Annotated in this window: 21 protein-coding genes; 8 read left to right on the plus strand and 13 right to left on the minus strand. The window is 65.4% G+C overall.

The genetic code is table 11. The features are described from left to right. Nucleotides 1-22: 22 nt before the first annotated feature. From CH251_RS00960 to CH251_RS00970, 3 genes are read right to left on the minus strand one after another with little or no spacing between them, the layout of a single operon-like run. Nucleotides 23-1024 (minus strand): bile acid:sodium symporter family protein, encoded by a 1002-nt coding sequence (locus CH251_RS00960; protein WP_094611409.1) that lies wholly within the window; start codon nucleotides 1022-1024, stop codon nucleotides 23-25. 9 nt (nucleotides 1025-1033) lie between these two features. Then, nucleotides 1034-2014 (minus strand): DUF1648 domain-containing protein, encoded by a 981-nt coding sequence (locus CH251_RS00965; protein ID WP_094611410.1) that lies wholly within the window; start codon nucleotides 2012-2014, stop codon nucleotides 1034-1036. 4 nt (nucleotides 2015-2018) lie between these two features. Then, nucleotides 2019-2423: an SdpI family protein gene (locus CH251_RS00970; protein WP_094611645.1), complete on the minus strand. Its 405-nt coding sequence runs from the start codon at nucleotides 2421-2423 to the stop codon at nucleotides 2019-2021. A gap of 68 nt (nucleotides 2424-2491) precedes the next feature. Here CH251_RS00970 and leuS point away from each other — a divergent pair, with 68 nt between their 5' ends. Both leuS and CH251_RS00980 read left to right on the plus strand, forming a co-directional pair. Continuing rightward, complete coding sequence (gene leuS, locus CH251_RS00975; protein ID WP_094611411.1) at nucleotides 2492-5314, plus strand: leucine--tRNA ligase; 2823 nt, start codon at nucleotides 2492-2494, stop codon at nucleotides 5312-5314. Between the two features lie 87 nt (nucleotides 5315-5401). Beyond that, complete coding sequence (locus CH251_RS00980) at nucleotides 5402-6676, plus strand: lipase family protein (RefSeq protein ID WP_094611412.1); 1275 nt, start codon at nucleotides 5402-5404, stop codon at nucleotides 6674-6676. 19 nt (nucleotides 6677-6695) lie between these two features. On the opposite strand, the gene CH251_RS00985 is transcribed toward CH251_RS00980, so the two are convergent. Then, entirely contained in the window at nucleotides 6696-7121 is a 426-nt protein-coding gene (locus CH251_RS00985) for a pyridoxamine 5'-phosphate oxidase family protein (RefSeq protein ID WP_094611413.1), read from the minus strand. A 66-nt stretch (nucleotides 7122-7187) separates the two neighbouring features. Then, nucleotides 7188-8447, minus strand: a complete 1260-nt coding sequence (locus tag CH251_RS00990; protein ID WP_094611414.1) for a TetR/AcrR family transcriptional regulator — start codon at nucleotides 8445-8447, stop codon at nucleotides 7188-7190. Between the two features lie 226 nt (nucleotides 8448-8673). Between CH251_RS00990 and CH251_RS28205 the strand changes: the two genes are divergently transcribed. Continuing rightward, entirely contained in the window at nucleotides 8674-9036 is a 363-nt protein-coding gene (locus CH251_RS28205; RefSeq protein WP_094611415.1) for a LuxR C-terminal-related transcriptional regulator, read from the plus strand. 74 nt (nucleotides 9037-9110) lie between these two features. Here the strand turns inward: CH251_RS28205 and CH251_RS01000 are convergent, their stop codons facing one another. Both CH251_RS01000 and CH251_RS01005 read right to left on the minus strand, forming a co-directional pair. Next, nucleotides 9111-9782: an SDR family oxidoreductase gene (locus CH251_RS01000; protein ID WP_094611416.1), complete on the minus strand. Its 672-nt coding sequence runs from the start codon at nucleotides 9780-9782 to the stop codon at nucleotides 9111-9113. A 13-nt stretch (nucleotides 9783-9795) separates the two neighbouring features. Continuing rightward, nucleotides 9796-10311, minus strand: a complete 516-nt coding sequence (locus tag CH251_RS01005) for a DinB family protein (RefSeq protein WP_094611417.1) — start codon at nucleotides 10309-10311, stop codon at nucleotides 9796-9798. A gap of 109 nt (nucleotides 10312-10420) precedes the next feature. Here CH251_RS01005 and CH251_RS01010 point away from each other — a divergent pair, with 109 nt between their 5' ends. After that, nucleotides 10421-11758 (plus strand): amylo-alpha-1,6-glucosidase, encoded by a 1338-nt coding sequence (locus tag CH251_RS01010; protein ID WP_032396956.1) that lies wholly within the window; start codon nucleotides 10421-10423, stop codon nucleotides 11756-11758. A 9-nt stretch (nucleotides 11759-11767) separates the two neighbouring features. On the opposite strand, the gene CH251_RS01015 is transcribed toward CH251_RS01010, so the two are convergent. Next, nucleotides 11768-12454: a thioesterase domain-containing protein gene (locus CH251_RS01015; RefSeq protein WP_094611646.1), complete on the minus strand. Its 687-nt coding sequence runs from the start codon at nucleotides 12452-12454 to the stop codon at nucleotides 11768-11770. Between the two features lie 195 nt (nucleotides 12455-12649). On the opposite strand from CH251_RS01015, the gene CH251_RS01020 reads away from it, so the two are divergent. Next, entirely contained in the window at nucleotides 12650-13360 is a 711-nt protein-coding gene (locus CH251_RS01020; RefSeq protein WP_094611418.1) for a glycoside hydrolase family 25 protein, read from the plus strand. Nucleotides 13361-13465: 105 nt separating this feature from the next. Here the strand turns inward: CH251_RS01020 and CH251_RS01025 are convergent, their stop codons facing one another. The 5 genes from CH251_RS01025 to CH251_RS01045 form a co-directional block, all read right to left on the minus strand. Then, entirely contained in the window at nucleotides 13466-15517 is a 2052-nt protein-coding gene (locus tag CH251_RS01025; RefSeq protein ID WP_094611419.1) for a PhoX family phosphatase, read from the minus strand. A gap of 80 nt (nucleotides 15518-15597) precedes the next feature. Continuing rightward, complete coding sequence (locus tag CH251_RS01030; RefSeq protein ID WP_094611420.1) at nucleotides 15598-16326, minus strand: amino acid ABC transporter ATP-binding protein; 729 nt, start codon at nucleotides 16324-16326, stop codon at nucleotides 15598-15600. Nucleotide 16327: 1 nt separating this feature from the next. Next, nucleotides 16328-18136, minus strand: coding sequence for an ABC transporter substrate-binding protein/permease (locus tag CH251_RS01035; protein ID WP_094611421.1), 1809 nt, complete (start codon nucleotides 18134-18136; stop codon nucleotides 16328-16330). A gap of 86 nt (nucleotides 18137-18222) precedes the next feature. Further along, entirely contained in the window at nucleotides 18223-18987 is a 765-nt protein-coding gene (locus tag CH251_RS01040) for an LLM class F420-dependent oxidoreductase (protein ID WP_032397341.1), read from the minus strand. Nucleotides 18988-19039: 52 nt separating this feature from the next. Further along, nucleotides 19040-19549, minus strand: a complete 510-nt coding sequence (locus tag CH251_RS01045) for a TIGR04338 family metallohydrolase (RefSeq protein WP_094611422.1) — start codon at nucleotides 19547-19549, stop codon at nucleotides 19040-19042. Nucleotides 19550-19647: 98 nt separating this feature from the next. Here CH251_RS01045 and CH251_RS01050 point away from each other — a divergent pair, with 98 nt between their 5' ends. The 3 genes from CH251_RS01050 to CH251_RS01060 are packed head-to-tail and all read left to right on the plus strand — an operon-like array spanning nucleotide 19648 to nucleotide 22630. After that, complete coding sequence (locus CH251_RS01050) at nucleotides 19648-20373, plus strand: ATP-binding cassette domain-containing protein (protein WP_179273671.1); 726 nt, start codon at nucleotides 19648-19650, stop codon at nucleotides 20371-20373. Next, nucleotides 20370-21140, plus strand: coding sequence for an ABC transporter ATP-binding protein (locus CH251_RS01055; protein ID WP_094611424.1), 771 nt, complete (start codon nucleotides 20370-20372; stop codon nucleotides 21138-21140). Before CH251_RS01050 ends, CH251_RS01055 begins: the two co-directional genes overlap by 4 nt. Next, complete coding sequence (locus CH251_RS01060; protein WP_256978741.1) at nucleotides 21137-22630, plus strand: ABC transporter substrate-binding protein; 1494 nt, start codon at nucleotides 21137-21139, stop codon at nucleotides 22628-22630. Before CH251_RS01055 ends, CH251_RS01060 begins: the two co-directional genes overlap by 4 nt.

Below are 22630 nucleotides of genomic sequence, written 5' to 3' on the forward strand. Positions count from 1 at the left end.
ATCGGCTCGAATGACACCCAATCTAGTCCGCGACGCTGCCCACCGGGCTCTGTTCCGATTCCGGTCGTCGAGCGAAATGCTGAGCGATCACGGTGCACACCATCAGCTGAATCTGGTGGAAGATCAACAGCGGCAGCACGATCAGTCCGACGGGTTGGCCGACGAACAGCACTGCCGCCATGGGTAGCCCGCTGGCCAGGCTCTTCTTGGAGCCGCAGAACAGCAGCACCACCCGATCTTCGAAGGCGAAGCCCAGCCACTTGCCTCCGTACCAGGTGATCGTCAGCACGAGGGCGAGCAGGGCGGCGCTCACTGCGACGACGACGCCGATGCGCCACGCCGCGACCGACGACCACACGTTCTGGTTCATCGATTCGCTGAAGGCGGCGAAGACGACCAGCAGGATCGAACCCCGGTCGACGAGTTTGGTCGGCGCGCTGTGCCGGGTGAGCCACCCCGTAACCCAGGGCCGGATCAGCTGACCGACGGCGAACGGAAGCAACAGCTGGACCACGATGTCGAGGATCGAGCCGGGATCGATGGTCACCGAACCGGTGGTGGTCATCAGGGCGATCACGAGCAGTGGTGTGACGAACACGCCGATGATGTTGGAGAACGATGCACTCACGACAGCTCCGGCGACGTTGCCGCGGGCAATGGAGGTGAAGGCTATCGAGGACTGCACGGTCGAGGGGACCAGGCAGAGGAACAGGATTCCGGTGTAGAGGTCGTCACTGATCACCCCGGGGACGAGAATCCGCAGCGCAAGCCCGAGCGCGGGGAACAGCAGGTACGTGCACGCCAGGATCACCGAGTGCAGTCGCCAGTGCTTGACGCCGTCCCAGGCGTCGCGCGGCGAGAGCCGAGCGCCGTAGATCAGGAACAGCAGCGCAATGGCGATGCGCGTGATCCAGCCCAGGACGTCCTCCGCTGTGCCGGTGGCCGGGAAAAGACTTGCCAGCGCGGCGACCGCGAAGATGCCCAACAGGAAGGGATCCAGCACGGTATCCCGCAACAACTTCACTCGGCTAACTTAATCCACCGTGGCGCTGCGGGTGCGGGCGGTCAAGGTGTTGAGCGTGCCTGCGATCGTCTTCGCGTCTGCCGAACCGATGGTGAGCCGGTCTCCGTTGGCGAACGTGACGAAGGCTGCCGGTCCGGCGTCGGTGGCGACGGCGTAGTTGCCGCGTCCCTTGGCCCGCAGCCCCCATCCGCCGAATTCCTTCGAGGGATCGACCGCCCGAACCGATGCGCCGGTGATCTCGTCGATGTCGTAGTCGAAGGCCGCCATGCCGAGGCTCGAGACGAAGAGGCCGTCGCTGTCGATATGGACGGTGAAGCGCAGCAGCGACAGGATCAGAATCGTCAGTGGGGCGAACAGGAAGATGGGCCACAGTGAGCTGGACAGGTAGCACGTCAGCGCGGCCCCGGCCAGGGACACTGCCGCGACGGTGATGCCGGCGATGCGACTGGCACCGACGTGGACCACCAGGGGTAGTTCCGGATTGCACCGCGGCAGATCGGAGTGCGGCGGCAACGTGGCGAGAACGCGTTCGCGGTGATCGCGCAGCCTCGACGCGCCGAACAGCCCGGTCGCGAAGCCGACGACGGTTCCCACCGCCATGGCCCAACCGGGGATGGTGACGCTCTGCGCGGTCGCCATGTCCAGTTCGCGAACGAGGGTGGCGATCTGCAGAACACCGATCGTCCCGACGACGGTCAGCCCGATGATCAGCATCGTGCGACGCATGATCAACAGCACCCGGGCCAATGATGCGACGGCGCTGCACCCGCCTCCCACCAGCACGATCACGACCGCGAGGGTCCAGGCATTGGAGAGGGGGTTGGAGAAGTCGTCCGGTTCGGTGCCGCTGAAGTGCGTGGCGACCTGCTCCGGCAGACGGTCTTGCCACAGATACGCGAGGACGAGAACGAGAGCAGCGACGATCAGAGGTCCGAGGACACCGAAAACGACCCCGGCGGGATCGAATGTGCGGGCAGCTCTCGATTTCATCTGCTCAGCTCGGCTGGCAGGCGTCCTTGAGGCTGCACGAGATGCACGAGCTTCCGCATCCGTCCGCCTCGGCGGGTGGCGGAACGGCCGCTGCTGCGCGGGCCCCGATGGATCCGCCGGCTGCGGCGATGAACAGCGCGGCCACGAGGGCTACGACGACGCCGACGACGGCGGCGATGCCGCTCAATGCGAGAGCGGCCACTGCGCCGATGGCCAGTACCAGGGCCGATGCGGCGGTGGTGGGACCGGCGACGCGGTTGGCGAGGGTGAACGTCTCGTCGTCACGCATGGCCTCGGCGGTGCGGACGCCGGCGAAACGGTTACGTGGCAGCCGGCCCAGCAGTGACAGGGCAGCGACAGCGCCGACGACGAGGGCGAGCACGAACAACACAACCGAGACGATGACCACCTGGCCAGGATACGGCGCAGCGAGGTCCTGGTACCAGGCGGGCCGCGTCACACTTTAGGCTGGTCGGTGTGACCGATTCCGTTGAAGCACCCACCGAGTCCGCTCCCGAGTACCGCTACACAGCCGAACTCGCCGGGCGCCTCGAGGAGCAGTGGCAGGACCTGTGGGAGACGCAGGGCACGTTCGACGCGCCCAATCCGGTCGGAACGCTCGCCGGAGACGTCCCGAAGGACAAGCTGTTCGTCCAGGACATGTTCCCGTACCCCTCGGGGAGCGGACTGCACGTCGGTCACCCCCTCGGCTACATCGCCACCGACGTCTTCGCGCGGTACCACCGCATGCAGGGTCGCAACGTGCTGCACGCGCTGGGCTACGACGCGTTCGGTCTGCCGGCCGAGCAGTACGCCGTGCAGACGGGCACGCACCCGCGCAGCACCACCGAGGACAACATCACCAACATGCGACGCCAATTGCGTCGCCTCGGTCTGGGGCACGATCGCCGACGGTCCCTGGCGACGACGGACGTCGACTTCTACCACTGGACGCAGTGGATCTTCCTGCAGATCTTCAACTCGTGGTTCGACGTGGACCAGAACAAGGCGCGTCCGATCTCCGAGCTGGAGGCGGCCTTCGCCTCGGGCGAGCGGACTCTCGACGACGGCCGTTCCTGGGAATCGTTGACCGTCGGTGAACGCCGCGAGGTGATCGACGGCTTCCGTCTGGTGTACGAGTCCAACTCGATGGTCAACTGGTGCCCCGGCCTGGGCACGGTGTTGGCCAACGAGGAGGTCACCGCCGACGGACGCAGCGATCGCGGAAACTTCCCGGTGTTCCGAAAGAACCTGCGGCAGTGGATGATGCGAATCACCGCATACTCCGACCGCCTGGTCGACGACCTCGAGTACCTGGATTGGCCCGAGAAGGTCAAGACCATGCAGCGCAACTGGATCGGGCGCTCCCGCGGTGCGCAGGTCTCGTTCTCGAACATCGAGGTGTTCACCACCCGTCCCGACACGCTGTTCGGTGCCACCTACGTGGTGCTCGCCCCCGAGCATGAACTGGTCGACGGGTTGGTTGCTCCCGAGTGGCCATCGGACGTCTCCGACAAGTGGACCGGCGGAGCCGCCACCCCTGCGGAAGCCGTTGCGGCATACCGTGCGTCGATCGCCGCCAAGTCGGATCTGGAGCGGCAGGAGAACAAGGAGAAGACCGGCGTCTTCATCGGTGCCTACGTGAAGAACCCGGTCAACGGTGAGCAGGTGCCGGTGTTCATCGCCGACTACGTGCTGACGGGCTACGGCACCGGCGCGATCATGGCCGTCCCCGGACACGACGCGCGCGACTGGGAATTCGCCACTGCGTTCGGTCTGCCTGTGCGCGAGGTCATCTCGGGCGGAGACGTCACCGAGGCGGCATACGTCGGCGACGGTGAGCTGGTGAACTCCGACTTCCTCGACGGCCTGCCCGTGGACGAGGCCAAGGCTGCCGTCATCACGCGACTGGAAGCCGACGGCACCGGCCGCGGCACCATTCAGTACAAGCTGCGCGACTGGCTGTTCGCTCGCCAACGCTACTGGGGTGAGCCCTTCCCGATCGTCTGGGACTCCGAGGGCAACCCGCACGGCCTGCCGGATTCTGCTCTGCCGGTGGAACTTCCGGAGGTCGAGAACTACGCACCGGTCTCCTTCGATCCCGACGACGCCGGTTCCGAGCCGTCTCCGCCGTTGGCCAAGGCCGCCGAGTGGGTCGAGGTCGAACTCGATCTGGGCGACGGGTTGCAGACCTACACCCGCGACACCAACGTCATGCCGCAGTGGGCCGGTAGTTCCTGGTATCAGCTGCGCTACATCGACCCCACCAACTCCGAGGCCTTCGCCGACCCGGAGAACGAGAAGTACTGGGTCGGACCGCGTCCGGAGATCCACGGACCCAACGATCCCGGCGGAGTCGATCTCTACGTCGGTGGCGTCGAGCATGCGGTACTGCATCTGCTGTACTCGCGCTTCTGGCACAAGGTGTTGTTCGATCTGGGGCACGTCAGCTCGAGCGAGCCGTACCGTCGCCTCTACAACCAGGGCTATATCCAGGCCTACGCCTACACCGATGCGCGCGGCGTCTACGTGCCCGCGGCCGAGGTGATCGAGCGCGACGGCGGTTACTTCCATCAGGACCAGCCCGTCAACCGTGAATACGGGAAAATGGGTAAGTCGCTGAAGAACTCGGTCTCTCCCGACGAGATCTTCGCCGAGTACGGTGCCGACACCCTGCGCTTCTACGAGATGTCGATGGGCCCGCTGGACACCTCGCGGCCGTGGGCGACGAAGGACGTCGTCGGCGCTCAGCGGTTCCTGCAGCGGGTGTGGCGCTTGGTGCTCGACGAGGTGACCGGCGAGGTCCGCGTCACCGACGCCAAGCCCACCGAGGACACGTTGCGGGTACTCAACCGCGTTATCGACGGTGTGCACGCGGATTACGCTGCGCTGCGCGACAATACGGCCGGCGCCAAGCTGATCGAGCTGACCAACCACATCACCAAGGCGTACCCGGACGGCGCCCCGCGTGGGGTCGTCGAGCCGCTGATCCTGATGCTCGCTCCGCTGGCACCGCACCTGTCCGAGGAACTGTGGAGCAAGCTCGGGCACGAGAAGTCGTTGGCGCATGGGCCTTTCCCGCGCGTGGAGAAGAAGTGGCTCGTCGCCGATACCGTCGACTACCCCATCCAGGTCAACGGCAAGGTCCGCAGCCGCATCACCGTGCCCGCCGATGCGACGAAGGACGACGTCGAGAAGACTGCGCTGGCCGACGAGAAAATCGTGGCCCTGCTCGACGGCAAGGCCCCGACCAAGGTCATCGTGATCCCGGGTCGAATGGTGAACATCGTCCTGAAGTAGCCCCGCCCCCGCCGAACTCGAAGTTGTGGACGAAAATCTGGCGATTTCCGTCCATGACTTCGAGCTCGCGGGGGTTTAATTTGGTGCATGTCACTGGCTGGTAGTGGGTTTGCGTTGAGGCTGATCGCCTCGGTCGTTCTACTTCTCGGGTCCGCGTCGCTCGTGAGTGTTCCTGTTGCACAAGCAGATCCGGGACCCGGCTCACCGGTTCCGGCCGACGATCCGTTCTACGATTGGGACGGCGGCCTGGACGTCTCCCCGGGAACGGTGTTGCGGTCGAGGCCCATGACGTTCCGTACCCCCACCCAGCCGACGCCGATCACGGGTAGCCAGGTTCTCTACAGAACTACCGACCAGCAGGGCGACGGGGTCGTCACCGTCGCCACAGTGCTGCGGCCCCTGGTGCCCGGGCCGACGCGGATCGTCTCGTACCACATGGCCTACGACGCCCTCGGCTCCCAGTGCAATCCCTCGTACACCCTCAGTGGCGGGTCCACGAGCCCCATTGCCGGCGCGGAACAGGCGGTCATCGCGGGCTACCTCGCAGCGGGCTACACCGTCGTCGTACCGGATTACGAGGGTGAGGAGCTCGAGTGGACGATCGGGCGGCAGTCGGGCTACGCAGCTCTGGACGGTATTCGTGCGGCTCAGTCCTTCTTACAGCTTCCGTCGGGCACGCCCGTCGGCATGGTCGGGTACTCCGGGGGATCCGTGCCGACGCAGTGGGGTGCCGAGATTGCCCCTGCGTACGCACCCGAGCTGAATCTCGTCGGGGTGGCGGCCGGCGGGCTACCGGTCGACCTGGCTCACAACCTGCCGTACGTCAGCGGTAACAAGCAGTGGGCGGGTGTCATCCCGGCACTGATCGTCGCTTACGAACGTGCATACGGCCTCGACCTGAACAGTTTCATCTCCGACTACGGCCTCGAGGTGATCGATCAGGTCGATCAGGAGTGCATTGCCCAGTTCGCCGACGACTACCCGACACTCACCGACGCCTCGATGGTCAAGGCCCCGTACAACTCCCTGCTGGACGTACCCGAGGTGGTGGCGGCGATCGACGACAACATCATGGGCAGTCAGGGCACTCCGCGGACGCCGATGTTTCTCGCTGTCGGGCACGCCGATCCGATCGGCGACACCGTCATGATCACCGCCGACGTGCAGGGGCTTGCGTACGGGTACTGCGGCCGAGGCGTCGACGTGCAGTACGCGCAGTACGACGGCTTGACGCACAGCGAAGCCTTCCCGGTGTTCGAGGCGCAGAGTCTGCAGTTCCTGGCAGAGCGATTTGCCGGTGGGCCGACGCCCAGCAACTGTGCGACCATCCCGCCCGGAAACAGCCTGGCACCGACTCCGTAGTACGAACCCGCGTGGTCTTTCAGATCGCGCCCAGATCGGCCGAAAGCCAATGTTCCGGCTGAAGGTAGAACACCACGTTCTCTTCGTGCTCGCTGTCGGCCATTTCGAGATAGCCGTCGACCTTCTCCGGCGGTAGGTAGCGCGCAGCCATGGCGCGTAGTAGCTCCGGCGTGCTCGGCTCTTCGCGCGCAACCGGTCCCTCGACCGACACGTATCTGATGGTCGGATTCGTCTGCTCGATCATGAGCGTGAAACGCCTTGCAGCCCTGATCGATTCGGCTTTCCTGGACGTCTTTCCGGTGAGAACCCAGGCCTGGCCACCAGGTGTGTAGTCGTACCAGATGGGGACGGTCAACGGACCGCGATCCGGGCCCGCGGAGACGGACAGCGCGGCGACGTGAGACTCGGCCAGAAATTCTTCGCGTTCTGCCTTCGACAGTGCCATGACACAACCGTAGGACTTTCGCAGGCCGAGTTCCAGACCTGCGACGCACCCTCGGGCCGGGTGATGTCAGGGCGTCCTGGTCGAGACGCCCGGCATCAGTACTCGCAGCACACCGGTGACGACGTCCGACGCGGTTTCGGTGGGACGCGTCAGGCATCGGAAGAGAACGTTGTTGGTCAGCATGATCGCCACCTCGGGTGCGGGTGCCTCGTCGCTGAACACACCGGTTTCGCGTCCGCGTTCGAGGATGGGGACGACGGCAGCGGGGAGGTAGAGGTTCTCGATCACGGTCGTGATCGTGCTCGGCTGCTGGAACTGCTCGAAGCTCAGGGCGAGGAGCATCCCCGAGCTCATCGCCCGGTTGTCGATCACGAAGTCCCCCAGCGAGATCAGGGTCCGCTGCAGTGCGACGGCGGGCTCGATGCCGAGGCGTTCGTCGGCGCGGCGCAACCGTAGGACGCGATCGAACTCGGGTTTCAGTGCGGCGACGATGATGTCGACCTTGCTGGGAAACAGGCGGCGAAGATCCTCGACCCGGATCTTCGCCGCTGCGGCGATGTCGGCGAGCGTGACCAGGAAGTATCCGTTGTCGAGGAAGAGTGCTTCCGTAGCCGCGATGACGTCGGCCTCGAGATCCGGGCGAAGGGAAGCGGCACCCTCGAGCGCGTCGACGGGGTCGGGTTCCGGTGCATTCCGATCGGAATGCACCGGGTCGATGGCCCACCGCAGGATCGAGGTGACGCCGTCGGATACCTCGCCCGTGGAAACCGAACCGGGCGTGAGCATCTCACGGAGCGCGTAGCCGTCGAGGAGTGCGCCCAGTGCAGTGGACAGGGACGTCAACGACAACGGCCGACGCACGGACCCACCCTGGGCCTGGATCGCCTGACCCACCACGGTGCGGAAATCTGCATCGAGGCGTTCGAATTCCGGGGTGACTGCCTTGCGGGCTCCGTCGTGGTCGGCTGCGAACAGGACGGCGATGAGTCGGCGCCGCATCAATCCCGACGTCAGGTCGTCGAACAGGGCCGACACCGGCGCAGCCGCGTCGCGCCATCCCGTCGGAGGGTCGGTGGGCGCGACGGTTCCGGAGTAGTTGACGGTGAGGTTGTCCAGCAGATCCGCGACGAACGCCTCTTTGCCCCCGGAGCCACCGCTGCGTGAGTTGCCGGGGTAGGCGTTGTGAAAGGTCTGATGGGACAGACCGGCACCGTCGACGACGGCCGCGATGGAGAGCGATCGCGCCAGATCGGTGGTGTCGAGTTCGTCCAGCAGCCGATAGCCGGTCCGAAGGAACTGCTCGCGCGGGGTCGGCTTGGTGTTCAACGACTACCGCCTCTACAGACTGCACAGCACCGGAATGGACCTCGAACCATAGCAATCCGATGTGTTGCGCGCATGGTTTACAACCAACTACATCGGGAGTTAGTTCGAACCCTCTAATCGATAACGTACTCGAATTGGTTTGTGTTGCAGGGGATTCGCAGGCCGTGGTCAGATTCACATCCAGCCGAGGGATCGTATTGTCGGCCGATATCGCGAGGAGGCACACATGGTGTTGATCGGTCATCGACCCCCCGTACAGCCGCGAGTGCTGGCACCGCTCGGCACCAGACAGCCGGTGACGCGTTCCGCGCACCCTGCAGCGCGGGTGCAGAGCCCACCGCCGCAGGCTGTGCCGGTGTACGCATCCCCAGGATTGACCGAGCGTGAGGTCACCGTCCTGAAGGCTTGGCTGGACTGCGACTCCAAAGTCGACGTCGGGGCCCGTCTTCACATCGCGCTGGGAACCGTCAACACGCATCTGACGCGAATCCGCGACAAATACTCCCGCGTGGGTAGAGCTGCTCCCACGAAGGCGGCATTGGTCGCCCGGGCACTGCAGGACGGCATCGTGACGCTCGACGACCTCTGAGCGTTGTGAGCGGAAATTCGACCCCTGCTACGAGCCCGGAGTGGAGCCTGCGCAACGACCGAGGGCACTGCCGCTCACCTGGTGCGCAGCACCAACTCTGTCGGATGAGCGTCGGCGGGCGTATCGATGGCGTTGCGTACTGCACGGGCAACGGTGCTGGGCTGCAGGAACTTCGAGCCGTCGTATTCCCCACCCTCATGTGCGACGATCTCGCGCTGCATCTCGGTATCGATCCGTCCGGGATGAATCGAGGTCACGCGAAGGGTCGGCTCCTCCAGTCGCAGTGCATCCCCGAAGGCCCGTAGCGCGAACTTGCTCGCCGCGTAGCCGCCCCAACCGGGGTTCGCGCGAATGCCGGCACCCGAATTGATCAGCACCACATGGCCGTTGGCCTTTCGTAGCGCCGGAAGGAGCAGCCGAGTCAGCTCGACGACGGCGATGACGTTCACCTCGTACTGTCGCCGCCAGTCCTCCGCCGTCGACTCCTCGACGGTCCCCAGCGCCGCGACTCCGGCGTTGTGCACCAACACGTCCAGAGAATCGATGCCCGACGCGGCCGCCGCCACCGCGTCGGGATCGGTCAGTTCCACCGGCCACGGGGTGGCTTCTGCCAGTTCCGACGAGATGGACTCGAGAGACTCGGCCGATCGTCCGCCGAGCAGGACGTGGTGATCCGGGGCGAGCAATCGGGCGATATGGGCTCCGAGCCCACGGCTTGCCCCGGTCACCAACGCAGTACGAGTCATGCAGCCAGACTAACTAGAAGCTCATCCCCGCCTCGGATGCCCAGGTCTGGGTGGTGTTCGCTCCGTCGAGTTCCTCGCGAATGATGTCGGCATGTCCCGCGTGCTGGGAGATCTCGCGCAGGATGTGCAGCACCGTGAATCGTGCGCTCTGCCAGATGCGTTCGGGTGCCCAGGGTGCGGTCGGGACCGGGACGGACAGATTCAGATCCAACGTCGCCAGGGCATCGCTGGTCGAGCGCGCCACCTCTTCCCATTCGGCGATCAGCCCTGCGACGGTTTCGTCGTCCGCCATGACGTACTCGCCGCCGGCGGACTCCATGTCGAACTGGGCCGTCTCGTCCAGGTCTGCGATCACCTTCATCCAGTGCCGCTCGTTGCTGATCACGTGATGCAGCAGTCCGCCGAGAGTCAGTTCGCTGACGGTCGTGCGGGCGCGCGCCTGCTCGTCGTCGATTCCGCGGACGGTGATGAGGAAGTTCGCGCGCTGTTCGTCGAGCATCTTGGTGATGTCGGTGTTTTCGTTGGTCATTGTTTCCTCCTGGGTGGGCTGGTGAAACCCACACTAGGAACAATCGAGGTCATGTTCGGTCCTCGATTTCAAACGAGCGGAATCTCGCGCGCGGACGCAAACTGTCTGCATGGGCGATCGAGGTTTCACTTCCACGCAGTTGGCGGCGCGCGCGGCATATCTGCTCAGGGGCAACGACCTGGGCACCATGACCAGCGCGGCCCCGCGACTGTATCCGCACATGTGGAGCTGGGATGCGGCGTTCGTCTCGGTCGGGCTGGCTCCGCTGAGCGTGGAGCGGGCCGTGGTGGAGATGGACACCTTGCTCTCCGCGCAGTGGAAGAACGGGATGATCCCGCACATCGTCTTCGCCAACGGCGTCGACGGCTACTTCCCCGGTCCTGCGCGGTGGGCGACCGGCACGCTCGCGTCGCACGCACCGATGAGCCCGCAGACCTCGGGGATCACCCAACCGCCGGTGCACGCGATCGCGGTGCAACGCATCCTCGATCATTCCAAGCGCCACGGACGTACGACGCGTGCCGTCGCCGAGGAATTCCTCGACCGCCGCTGGGGTGATCTGGTGCGGTGGCATCGCTGGCTCGCTCAGGCCCGCGATGTCGACGACAACGGACGGATCGCGGTCTTCCACGGCTGGGAGTCGGGGATGGACAATTCGCCTCGTTGGGATTCGGCCTACGCCAATGTGGTTCCCGGAGAGATGGATCCGTACTTCCGAGAGGACAAGGCGGTGATCTCCGACGCCTCCCAGCGGCCGAGCAATCTCGAGTACGACCGCTACATCTGGCTGGTGGAGGAGATGAAGCAGGTCGGGTACGACGACGATGCATTGAAGACGAAGATGAGCTTCGCCGTCGAGGATGTCTTCGTCAGCGCCATCTTCGCGGTGGCATGCGATGTGCTCGCGACCATCGGCGAGGACCATTCGCGTCCCCACTCCGATGTTCGGGAGCTGCGTTCGTGGGCGGAGAAGTTCCGCAAGGGAGTCATCGCGACGACGGACGCACGCTCCGGTGGCGCCCGCGACTTCGATCTACGGACGGGCCAGTGGATCGGCACCGAGACCATCGCGATGTTCGCACCGTTGCTGTGCGGCGGACTGCCCCGCGAGCAGGAGCGCAACCTGATTCGCATCTTCGAGGGCACCCGGTTCTGCGGGCATCCGGATCTGCGATATGCGGTCCCGCCGTCCACGTCCCCCGTGTCGAAGGACTTCCGTGCCCGTGAGTACTGGCGCGGACCGGTATGGCCGGTGATGACGTGGCTGTTCTCGTGGGCGTTCGCGCGTCGTGGTTGGTCGGAGCGGTCACTGTCGTTGCGCGACGAAGGCCTGCGCCAGGCCAGCGACGGCAGCTTCGCCGAGTACTACGAGCCGTTCACCGGCAAGCCGCTCGGCAGCATGCAGCAATCCTGGACGGCCGCGGCCGTGCTGGACTGGCTGGGGTAGCGAGAAGGATCAGCCGAGGTAGCTGTCGACAAGAGGGCCGACGACGTCGAACGAGGTGGCGTCGGGCACGAGGTACTTGGCGACGGTGCCGCAGACGAAGGGATGCCACGCGGAGCCGGAGTCGGTACCCAGGGACGAGACGGCGAGGACGTTGCCGAAGTAGATGCCGGGCAGGTGGCGCTGGACGAGTTCGTCGTTGTGCGACGCGACGGCGAGCAGTTCCTCGACGTGGCTGCGATCGATCTCGTCGCCCATGGCTCCGAGCAGATCTGCGCCCTCGGCGCGGGCCCGGACCGGGTCGCTGTCGAGCAGCGTCAGTGCTCCGACGGTGACGCCCCGGTTCTGCAGTTCGACGGCGATGGCGTGGGCGAGAACTCCACCGAACGACATGCCCAGGAGGTGGACGGTGCCGTCGGTCTGAATGCGAACGATGTCGTCGGCGTACTGCGACGCCAATGCTGCGAGGGACTCGGCACGCTCACCGGACGCGGGCACCTGGACGCCGTAGATCGGGCGCTCGTCGTCGACGTGAGGTGCCAGGCCTGCGTAGCAGTCCACCAGACCGACCAGGGGGTGGATGCAGAACACTGGGTCGAGGTGTCCGGCGGTTCGGATCGGCGCGATGGTCGGCACCGCATAGTCGGACGGGTCGAGTTCCGTGAGAGCCAGATGCGATAGATCGTTCACGACAGTCATGGGTGCGCCTCCGAGCCAAGAGATGTAGTTCGTGTTTTCATTGGGTTTGTTGGTGCCGACTCTGGGTATGTCGCAGTCGGCGTCGTGAGTGTTACCCACGTCTCATTACCGAAGACTCAATCACGTCTGTGGACAGAACGCATTAGTGACTGTTCACCATTGAGTGCCCAGGTCCGGGCCCCTAATCTCACCCGGGTGGTCTTCTCCCGCACGTCGCGTGCCCTGTTCGGATTGTTCTCGGCCGGTGTCATCGCCTGTGCTGCGCCCGGGGTCGCGTCGGCCGTTCCGCAGGGCCCGGACGTCTCGTCGTGGCAACACATCGACGGCACCGCGATCGATTGGCATGCGGTGAAGGCTGCAGGTCACGGATTCGCGATGGTCAAGGCCACCGAGGGTCTGGATTACGTCAACCCGTACTTCGTCGAGGACTCCATCGTCATGCGCACGGCGAACGTGGCGCGCGGCGCGTACCACTACGCCGATGTGACGCTCTCACCCGAGTTGCAGGGCGCGTACTACTCGGCACTGGTGCTGGGCATCAACGGTCCGGGTGATCTGCCGCCGGTGCTCGACCTCGAAGATGCCAAGGGGAGGTCGCCTGCCGAGGTGATCGACTGGACGCACCGGTACCTCGATACCGTCCAGACGCTGACCGGCCGTCAGCCGATCATCTACACCTATCCGAACTTCTGGCGGACGGCGATGGCCGATACCCACGAGTTCAACGACTACCCGCTGTGGATCGCCGATTACGACGAAGAGCTGGGCCCGCTGCCCGGCGGCTGGACGAACTGGCTGTTCTGGCAGTTCACCGACCGCGGCACCATTCCCGGAATCGACGGGCGTACCGACATCAATCACTACGCGGGCACGCCGGAATCGCTGCGGACACTCGCTCGGTGGTGACGACCGTTCACCTGTACGTCTTGCCACCACACCGGTAGCGCGAAAACGCCCGCAGTCGATCGTCTCGACTACGGGCGCCTTCGGTTCACTGCCGATCCTGAACTATTACGCCGACTTCCACACTGCGACGACGGAGGGCCGCGGCTGGGTGTCTCCGCCGTCGGGCCAGTGCGAGATCGGTGCGTCGGCGGTGGCGTCGTCGCTTTCGCCCGGGTGCTGCACGCACACCACGACCCGCTCGTCGGAGACGATGGGACCACAGGTCTCGCCGCCGGCGGGAACCGTCAGGAACTGACGGGTCTCACCACGACGTGGGCCGTCGAGCACCACGGCGAACAGGCCGTCGTTGGAGTCGAGGGCGTTGCCGTCGGTGGAGACCCACAGGTTGCCCTTCGAGTCGAACGCGAGGTTGTCGGGGCACGAGATGGGGCTGACCTGGCTCTTGTCGAAGCCGCCGAAGTACGTGTCGGCCTCGTTCGGGTCACCGCACACCAGCAGCAGGTTCCAGGTGAACGACGTGCCCGCATGGTCGTCGTCGAGCTCGAGCACCTGGCCGTTCTTGTTGGTGTTGCGAGGGTTGGCCTCGTCGGCGGCCGCGTTGCCCTCGGTGCCTCGGTTGGAGTTGTTCGTCAGCGCCACGTAGACCTTGCCGGTCACCGGGTTGGGCTCGAAGTCCTCCGGACGGTCCATCTTGGTGGCGCCCACCTTGTCGCCTGCCTGACGGGTGAACACCGCGACCTCCTCCGCCGACATACCGTCGACGAGGGACCGTCCACGTCCGTCCTCTCCGGTCTCGAGCAACGGGATCCACGTTCCGGTGCCGCGGAATTCACCCGTGGACGGCAAGGTGCCCGAGCCGTCGATCTCGTCCGGGGAGTCGCCGGTGAGAGTGGCGACGTAGAGCGTTCCCGCGTCCAGCAAGGTCAGGTTGTTGCGCATCGCAGCCGCGCCGGTGCCGGGCATCATCTTTCGACTGGAGACGAACTTGTACATGTAGTCGAAGCGCTCGTCGTCGCCGCTGTAGGCCACCACGGTGCCGTCGTCGGTGACGTGGATCGTCGCGGCCTCGTGCTTGAATCGGCCGAGAGCGGTGTGCTTGATCGGAGACGACTGCGGATCCCACGGGTTCACCTCGACGATGTATCCGAAGCGGTTGACCTCGTTGGGTTCCTGCGCCAGGTCGAAGCGCTTGTCGAAGCGTTCCCACTTGCGATCGCTCGCGGCACCCTCGACTCCGTAGCGTGAGAGCCGCTCGGCCACAACGGGATCGGTGACGGACTCGGCGTTGCCGAAGTACTGGTTGAAGTTCTCCTCGCCGGAGAGCACGGTTCCCCACGGCGTCAGGCCGCCCGAGCAGTTGTTGAACGTGCCGAGCACCTTGGTGCCGGTGGGGTCGACGCTCGTCTTGAGGAAGTTGCTGCCCGCAGCGGGGCCGGTGACGACGAACTCGGTGCTACCGGTGATGCGACGGTTGTACTGGCCCATGGCCGGGGTCAGTTTGCCGGTGCCCGACTCGCCCTGCACCTGCACCACCGAAAGTCCGTGTGCGGCAATGGCGACGTCGAATTGCTCGCGGGTGGGGTTCTCGGCGTCGTAACCCTTGAACATCGCCGGCTCGGTGCTGTACTCGTGGTTGACCACCAGTAGGTGCGCGTTCGGCGTGCCCTCGACGGGCAGCAGGCCGGCGAAGTCGTTGTTGAAACCGAACTGCTTCTCCTGCGCGGCGGCAGTCTGATTGTCGAAGTCGAATGCCGGCGCGCCTGCCACGACCGCGTCACCCCAGCGAATGACGATTTCCTGCTCGTAGCCCTCGGGCACCACCACGGCATCCTCGGTGTTCGGTTCCACCGCAACGAAATCCACACCGTCGACCGGCGAGGCATCGGCACCCGAGGTGGTGGAGCTTCCCGTGGCGGCCGGCTCGTCGGTGGAGCACGCTGCCAGAGCACTGCCCGCGCCCACCGCGAGCACTGCCATCGCTCCGCCCTTGATCACGCCACGTCGCGACATCGCGGTCTTGACGATGTCGCCGAAGTACTCACCCTTCGACGTGTTGGGAATCTCGTGGAAGCACGCATCACCGCACTTGTACTTGCACGTCAGGGATGAGCGCTTGGAGCTTCCGTCGTGAACGGCGAACAAGGGTAGTGGCTTCATGAGTGGGCACGCTGTCACCCAAAAGCGAAAGTAAAGGAACGTTCAGGTGAAGTTGGGGAGAACGAGGCTGCCCTAACGTGCTACAGCACCTGCGACAGAAACGTTTTCAGTCGATCGGTGTGCGGATCGTCGAACAACTGCTCCGGCGTTCCGGTTTCGACGGCGCTGCCGTGGTCCATGAACAGCACTCTGTTCGACACCGATCGCGCGAAGCCCATCTCGTGGGTCACCACGACCATGGTCATACCGCCCTTGGCCAGATCCGCCATCAGCGCCAGGACGCCCTTGACCAACTCGGGGTCCAGCGCCGAGGTGGCCTCGTCGAAGAACATCACCTCGGGCTTCATCGCGAGAGCGCGGGCGATGGCGACGCGCTGCTGCTGGCCGCCGGAGAGATTGCCCGGGCGAGAATCCGCCTTGTCGGTCAGTCCCACCAGTTCGAGCTGATCCATCGCTGCCGCACGAGCGGTCTCCTTGGACAGGCCGAGCAGCTTTCGTGGGCCGAGCGCGATGTTGTCGGCAACGGTCTTGTGCGGGAACAGATTGAACTGCTGGAACACCATGCCGATGCGTTGACGCAACACGTCCGGGTTGTCCTTCAGTACCGATTTGCCGTCGAGCAGGATGTCGCCCTGCTCGGGCTCGTGCAGTCGATTCAGGGCCCGCAGCAGCGTGGATTTGCCCGACCCGGATGGGCCGATGACCGTCGTCGTCGTGCCGGCCGGGACGTCGATGCTCACCCCGCGCAGCACCTTGTTGGTACCGAACGACAGGTGAATGTCCTTGCCTACGAGCGAAACAGAAGTCATGTCAGCCTCTTTCCACGACGACGGCCTGCTCCACCGGGTCGAGCGTCTGCTCGGCCTTCCCGGTGCGCAGTCGCTTGTCGATGTAGTTCACGAGATGGGTGAGCGGCACGGTCAACACCAGGTAGAACAATCCGGCCGCGACGAGTGGCGACAGGTTTCCGGTCTGTGCGTTGAGATCTCGGCCGACGGCGAAGAGCTCACGCTGGGTGGCGAGCAGTCCGAGGAAGTAGATCAGCGACGAGTCCTTGATCAGCGAGATGAACTGGTTCATCAGCGCCGGCAACACGCGTCGGACACCCTGAGGAACGACGACGAGGTTCATCGAGCGACGACGGCTGAAGCCCAATGCCCGTGCGGCTTCCATCTGCCCTGCCTCCACGCTCTGGATGCCGGACCGAAAGATCTCACCGATGTACGCCGCGGCGAGCAGCGACAGCGCCGCAGCGCCGAGCCAGTACGGATTGCCGCCGGTCACCCCTTGCACCACCGGCCCGATACCGAGTCCGATGATCAGAATGATGACCACGGCGGGCAGTCCGCGGAAGATGTCGGTGTAGACGCGGGCAGGCCAGCGCAGCCAGCGTGTGCGAGACAGGCCCGCCAGAGCCAGCAACATGCCGAGGACCGTTCCGATGATGCCCGACGCCAACGCGAGAATCAGCGTGTTCGGCAGACCCACCTTGAACAGGTCGGGGATGGCCGACTTGTACAGCGACCAATCGAAGAACGTATCCCCCAGCTGCGCCAGCGTGGATTTGGGCTGAACGGAAACGGCTTCGGGAGCATTCGCGTCGTTCTGTGCTGCGATGGCAGCGAAGTCGGGTAGCTCCGGCTGGGGGGCGGCCTTGCTGCCAGGCTTGAAGCCGTCGGGCAACTCGCGAGGAACCCAGTCGGAGTACAGGTTTGCCCACGTGCCGTCGGCGATCACCGCGTCGAGACCGGAGTTCAACGCGTCGATCAGCGGTTGATTGTCGCGGGCGACAGCCCAGCCGACGAAGTTGTTCAGCGAGAACGTGTTCTGTGTGATCGCGGTGCCGTCCTCGGGCTTGACCAAGCCCTCGGCCTGCTGCGACGGAGCCACCCAGGCGTCGATCTGACCGGTCCGCAGGTTCGCGTAGGCGGTGTTGTAGTCCGGGAACTTCACCGGATCGAGGCCGAGCGTGTTCACCACGTAGTCGTCCTGCACGGTGCCCTGCACCACGCCGATCCTGGTGCTCGCGTTCAGGTCTTCGAAGCGGCTGATCGGACCGCCGGTTTGAGCGACGAGGGAGAAGTAGCCGAAGTCGTATCCGTTGGTGAATCCGACGGTGTTGCGTCGCTCGTCCGTCGTCGTGATCGAGGACGACCCGACGTCGAAGCGGCGGCCCGCAACCTGGGCGAGCAGGCCCGAGAACTCGGTGCCCGAGAAGTTGATCTGCAGCCCGAGCTTGTCCGCGACGGCCTTCAGCAGTTCGTTGTCGTAGCCGGTGTACTGGCCGGCCGAGTCGAGGCAGATGCTCGGCGGGGCGTCGGAGAGGGTGCCGACGGTCAACACTCCCGGCGTCGCCAATCCCAGGGCGTTCGTGTCGATGCGGTCCAGCGGGGTGACGTTGTCCGTCGTGTACCTGTCCTCCGTCGCGGCCGCTGCGGCAGCGTCGAAGTTCGTCGGCGTGGACGACGCACTGTCGACTCCGGGAGGGGCGCACAGGTCGGTCGGACCTGCCGCCGCCTGATCATCGGAGTTCGAGGTTCCACACGCGGCGAGCGTGAGGGCCATCAACAGTCCGAGAACGAGAACCACGAGCGCGCGTGAAGCGCGTACGGCAACCATGGACAAAACCCTAAGCGGACCAGGGCCCACTCACCCAAACGGCCGACGCGCAAGGGTTTCGCTCAACGAACTGCCGTGACGTGTGACTACCGGTGCGCGTCCCGCCACGCGATGGCTTCGCCCAGTTCCGTGAGGTCGTACTCGGGGCCTCCGGTACCCACGGTGAACAGGGTGGCTCCGGCGTCGACGAAGTCCTGGGCGGTGTCCGCGCCCGGCCACGAGACCGACCGGGTGATTCCCGAGACGTCGCGTCCGACGGTGGTGCCGTGCTCGGCGAGAATCTCGGACTTGCGCTTCAGCGCCTCGAGATCGGCGAAGCTGTGCCAGATGTGCGCATACTCGGCGACCATCTTCAGTGTCTTCTTCTCTCCGCCGCCGCCGATGAGAATCGGGATGTCGCGGGTGGGAGCCGGGTTTCCGACGTCGAGGCGGTGTCGGATTCTGGCCAGGCTCTCTTTCAGCAAGGCCAGACGCGAACCGGCCGTGCCGAATTCGTACCCGAAGTTGTCGTAGTCCTTCTCGTTCCACCCAGCACCGATGCCGAGGATCAGCCGGCCGCCGCTGATGTGGTCGACGGTGCGTGCCATGTCGGCCAACAGGTCCGGATTGCGGTAACCGCCGCCGGTGACGAGTGCGCCGATCTCGACGTTCGACGTCTGCTCGGCCCAGGCACCGAGCATCGTCCAGCACTCGAAATGCGCGCCGTCGAGGTCGCCGTACAGCGGATAGAAGTGGTCCCAGTTGAAGACGATGTCGACACCCGCATCCTCCGAGCGCAACACCGCGTCGCGGATCAACTGGTAGTCGGGAGCGTGCTGGGGCTGAAGCTGAACACCGATCTTGACGGTCATGTACGTCTCCTCGTCGTGTGGGCTGCGTCTCCCATGATGCACCCGAATTCGATCAGCCGATGCGGACGCCGCTCTCGGCCATCATCGCGCGGAGCACGAACCCGGCCTCGGAGCCGACGATCTCGCCGACGAGGGTGATGTAGCGGTCCACGAATGCGCCGCCGTGCTGCTGCTCGTCCTCGTCGGCGAAATGGTGCGCGAGCTCGTGCAACACCACCAACTCCCGCAGCGCCCACGCCCTGTTGCCCCGATGCAGGGGCACGGCAATGGTGGCGGTGTCCGATTCGTAATGCGCCGCAGCCGAACCCGAACGGGCCCGGACGGTGATGACGCGACCGGCGTCGGGCCACGTGGCTGCGACCCAATCCAGCCCGAGCACCGCATCGACGTACGCCTGCACCGAGTCGATGGAGGCGAACTTGCGCTCGATCGGCAGCGTGATCTGCGAACCCATCACCTCCACCATGCGGAGGCCCCGCTCCTCGGCACGATCGAACATGGTGCGAACCAGTTGCTCGGCGTCGTAGACGGCCGCGCGTTGCGAGTCCCTCGCCCTGCTCATGTGAGCAGCCTAATTTGTGTCGCCCTCACGACTCGCCTACAGTCTTCTATCGACAACGATTGTCGAATTCGTTCCCACATCGAAGCTCAGGAGAAAACGTGCTCGCCGTCGATGACCTCTGCATCGACGCCGGACGCTCGCGCATCGTTCGGCACGTGTCCTTCGAGATTCCCGCGGGTCGACGCCTCGGCCTTCTCGGCGCGTCGGGATCGGGAAAGTCGATGATCGCGGCAGCCCTCGTCGGTGCGCTGCCGCCGGGGATCACCTGCACCGGACGCATCGTCGTCGACGGCCACGACGTCGCCGGGGTTCCGACGCCCCGCCGGCCGCACACCGCCCGCCCGGCGATGGTCTTCCAGGATTCGGCCACTGCACTGAACCCGATGGTCACCGTCGGCAGGCAACTCCGCACGCCCGACGCCTCCGCGCTGCTCGAGCGCGTGGGTCTGCGCGACACCGAACGCATCCTGGCCTCGCACCCGCTCGAGCTGTCCGGCGGTCAGCGTCAACGCGTCTGTATCGCAGTCGCATTGGCGCGCGAGAGCCCACTGGTGATCGCGGACGAACCCACGACGGCCCTCGATGTGCTCAGTCAGGCGCGGGTGCTCGACGCTCTTCGTGAGGTGGCCTCGCTGCTGCTGATCACGCACGACATCGCCGTCGCTGCGCAGCTGTGCGACCATCTGATGGTCCTCGACTCGGGGCGCATCGTCGAATCCGGTTCCACAACAGCGATTCTCGACACTCCCGAGTCCGATCTCGTGGTGCGCATGCTCGATCGAGCTCGCGCCGCCGACCCGTTTCGCCAGCTGGTAGCGCGATGACTGCGGGCCTGGTGGCCAGGGACATCACCCGCACCTACGTTCGACACGGCTCGTCTCGTACCGCGCTGGACGCTGTCTCGCTTTCGCTATCGCCGGCCGGTCGCATCGCTGTTGTGGGCGAATCCGGTTCGGGAAAGACCACAGTGCTGCGCATGCTGCTGGCACTGGACTCCCCCGATGCGGGAACCGTGGAACTGGAGGGGCGCACAGTCCGTCCGGGTTCCGCGCGATCGCTGCGGTGGTTTCGCAGACTCGTGCAGTACGTTCCTCAGGATCCCGCGACCAGCCTCGACCCACGCCGCAGTGTCCTGGATCTGGTGGCGACGCCGCTGCGACTTCTCGGCGTCGACGGCGATCATCGAGCCAAAGCAGGTGCCGCACTCGCTGCCGTCGGGCTGGACGAGCGCTACCTGCAGCGCCGACCGACGGAACTGTCCGGTGGCCAGAATCAACGCGTCGCCATTGCGCGTGCAGTGGCATGCGAACCGCAGTACCTGCTGGCGGACGAGCCGGTCAGCGGACTTGACCCTGATCTTCGCGAGCAGGTCCTCGCAGTCCTGGCCGGACTGCCGAGCGCATTGCTGATCGTGAGCCACGACCTGTCCGCGGTCGCTCGACTCTGCAGCGACGTATCGGTGATGCACGACGGCCGGATCGTCGAAACCGGCAGCGTACGGGACATTCTCACCGACCCGCAGCACTCCTACACCCGAGACCTGATCGACGCCGTACCCCGGCTTGCACAACCATCACAGGAGATCCATTGACCACCACTCTGTTGTCTACCAACGTGTTCCGTATCGGTGCCCTGGCCGCGGTAGGCACCCTCACGCTCACCGGCTGCTTTACTTCGGGCGCTTCCGACGACACCACAGATCGGGCCCGCGTTGCGATGCTGCAACCGCCACGCTCGGGGCTCTCGCAGTTCAGCGACGATGCCTTCAAGCTCTCGCGCTGGTCCACCGCCGAAACCCTCGTCACCCTCGACGATCTCGGTGATGCTCAGCCCGGGTTGGCCACCGACTGGAACCGCGTCGACGAGCGCACCTGGAGTTTCGACATCCGACCCGACGTGAGGTTCCACAACGGTGCGCCGCTCGATTCCGCCGCCGTCGTCACCGCACTGACCGCTGCCACCACCGCCGCGCCGAAGCCGCGCATCCTCGACGGCGTCGAGCTGACGGTGACCGCCACCGACGACGACACGGTGGAGGTGGCCACCGAGAACGTCGATCCACTGGTGCCGCAACGACTCTCGAGCCCGCAGCTCGCCATCCTGGCACCCGGGGCCTACTCCGCAGACGGCAGCGACCCCGTCGGGACCGGCACCGGACCGTTCGTGTTGACCGGAGTCAACGGCACGTCCAGTGCCACGCTGGACCGTAACGAGAACTACTGGGGTGAGCCCGCGAAGCTAGCCGGCATCGACGTCGACTTCGTGCCCGACGGTACGGCCCGCGCAGCGGCGCTCCGCAACGGCACCGCCGATGTGGTGGAGGCGATTCCGGTATCGCAGGCCGCCAACATCGACCCGTCGCTGGTGCACGAGGTTCCGATGCCGCGTACCAACACCCTGTACCTGAACACGTCGTCCGGCGTGTTCGCCGATCCGGCCATGCGCGCCGCCGCACGTGAGTCGGTGGACAAGGATCGTCTGGTCGAGCAGGTCTACGAGGGCCGCGCAGACGCCGCGAACGGATTGCTCGGCCCCGCGCTGCCGTGGGCGGCGGACCGTCCCGCGCGCACCGACACACCGGCGGGCGATGCCACCGGTAAGAAGATCACGCTCGCCACCTTCACCGACCGCGCCGAACTTCCCGAGGTAGCCGTGCTGCTGCAGCAGGAACTCGAGGCGAAGGGCTTCGTCGTCGAGCAGGTGGTGCGCGAATACCAGTTCATCGAAACCGACGCGCTCAGTGGCGCATTCGATGCCTTCATCCTCTCCCGCGCCACCGTGCTCGATTCCGGTGACCCCGTGGCATACATGTTCTCCGACTTCGCTTGCGAGGGATCGTTCAACATCTCCCAGTTCTGCGACCCGCAGGTCGACGCGGCGTTGGCAGACGCCTCGGCCACCGAACCAGGAGACGAGCGCCGCGCCGCGATCCTGGACGCCGAGAAGCTGATCCTGGAGAAGGATGCGGCCGTTCCGATGCTGCACGAACGCGTCATCCAGGGCGAATCCGACGACATCACCGGCGTCGCCCGCGATCCGAGGGAACGCACGCTCATCACCAACCAGACCGCCTTCGAGTAA

It is taken from the genome of Rhodococcus sp. 06-462-5 (genome assembly GCF_002258315.1).
In the GTDB taxonomy this organism is placed as follows: Bacteria; Actinomycetota; Actinomycetes; order Mycobacteriales; family Mycobacteriaceae; genus Rhodococcoides.

What these genes read in the sequence shown, in the direction of transcription:
- CH251_RS00985 (WP_094611413.1), bottom strand. Translation starts at nt 7,121, where the DNA reads ATGGCACTGTCGAAGGCAGAACGCGAAGAATTTCTGGCCGAGTCTCAC.
- CH251_RS01035 (WP_094611421.1), bottom strand. Translation starts at nt 18,136, where the DNA reads ATGGTTGCCGTACGCGCTTCACGCGCGCTCGTGGTTCTCGTTCTCGGA.
- CH251_RS01010 (WP_032396956.1), top strand. Translation starts at nt 10,421, where the DNA reads ATGGGCGATCGAGGTTTCACTTCCACGCAGTTGGCGGCGCGCGCGGCA.
- CH251_RS28205 (WP_094611415.1), top strand. Translation starts at nt 8,674, where the DNA reads ATGGTGTTGATCGGTCATCGACCCCCCGTACAGCCGCGAGTGCTGGCA.
- CH251_RS00980 (WP_094611412.1), top strand. Translation starts at nt 5,402, where the DNA reads ATGTCACTGGCTGGTAGTGGGTTTGCGTTGAGGCTGATCGCCTCGGTC.
- CH251_RS00965 (WP_094611410.1), bottom strand. Translation starts at nt 2,014, where the DNA reads ATGAAATCGAGAGCTGCCCGCACATTCGATCCCGCCGGGGTCGTTTTC.
- CH251_RS01000 (WP_094611416.1), bottom strand. Translation starts at nt 9,782, where the DNA reads ATGACTCGTACTGCGTTGGTGACCGGGGCAAGCCGTGGGCTCGGAGCC.
- CH251_RS01015 (WP_094611646.1), bottom strand. Translation starts at nt 12,454, where the DNA reads ATGACTGTCGTGAACGATCTATCGCATCTGGCTCTCACGGAACTCGAC.
- CH251_RS01005 (WP_094611417.1), bottom strand. Translation starts at nt 10,311, where the DNA reads ATGACCAACGAAAACACCGACATCACCAAGATGCTCGACGAACAGCGC.
- CH251_RS01040 (WP_032397341.1), bottom strand. Translation starts at nt 18,987, where the DNA reads ATGACCGTCAAGATCGGTGTTCAGCTTCAGCCCCAGCACGCTCCCGAC.
- CH251_RS01025 (WP_094611419.1), bottom strand. Translation starts at nt 15,517, where the DNA reads ATGAAGCCACTACCCTTGTTCGCCGTTCACGACGGAAGCTCCAAGCGC.
- CH251_RS01045 (WP_094611422.1), bottom strand. Translation starts at nt 19,549, where the DNA reads ATGAGCAGGGCGAGGGACTCGCAACGCGCGGCCGTCTACGACGCCGAG.
- CH251_RS01030 (WP_094611420.1), bottom strand. Translation starts at nt 16,326, where the DNA reads ATGACTTCTGTTTCGCTCGTAGGCAAGGACATTCACCTGTCGTTCGGT.
- CH251_RS01055 (WP_094611424.1), top strand. Translation starts at nt 20,370, where the DNA reads ATGACTGCGGGCCTGGTGGCCAGGGACATCACCCGCACCTACGTTCGA.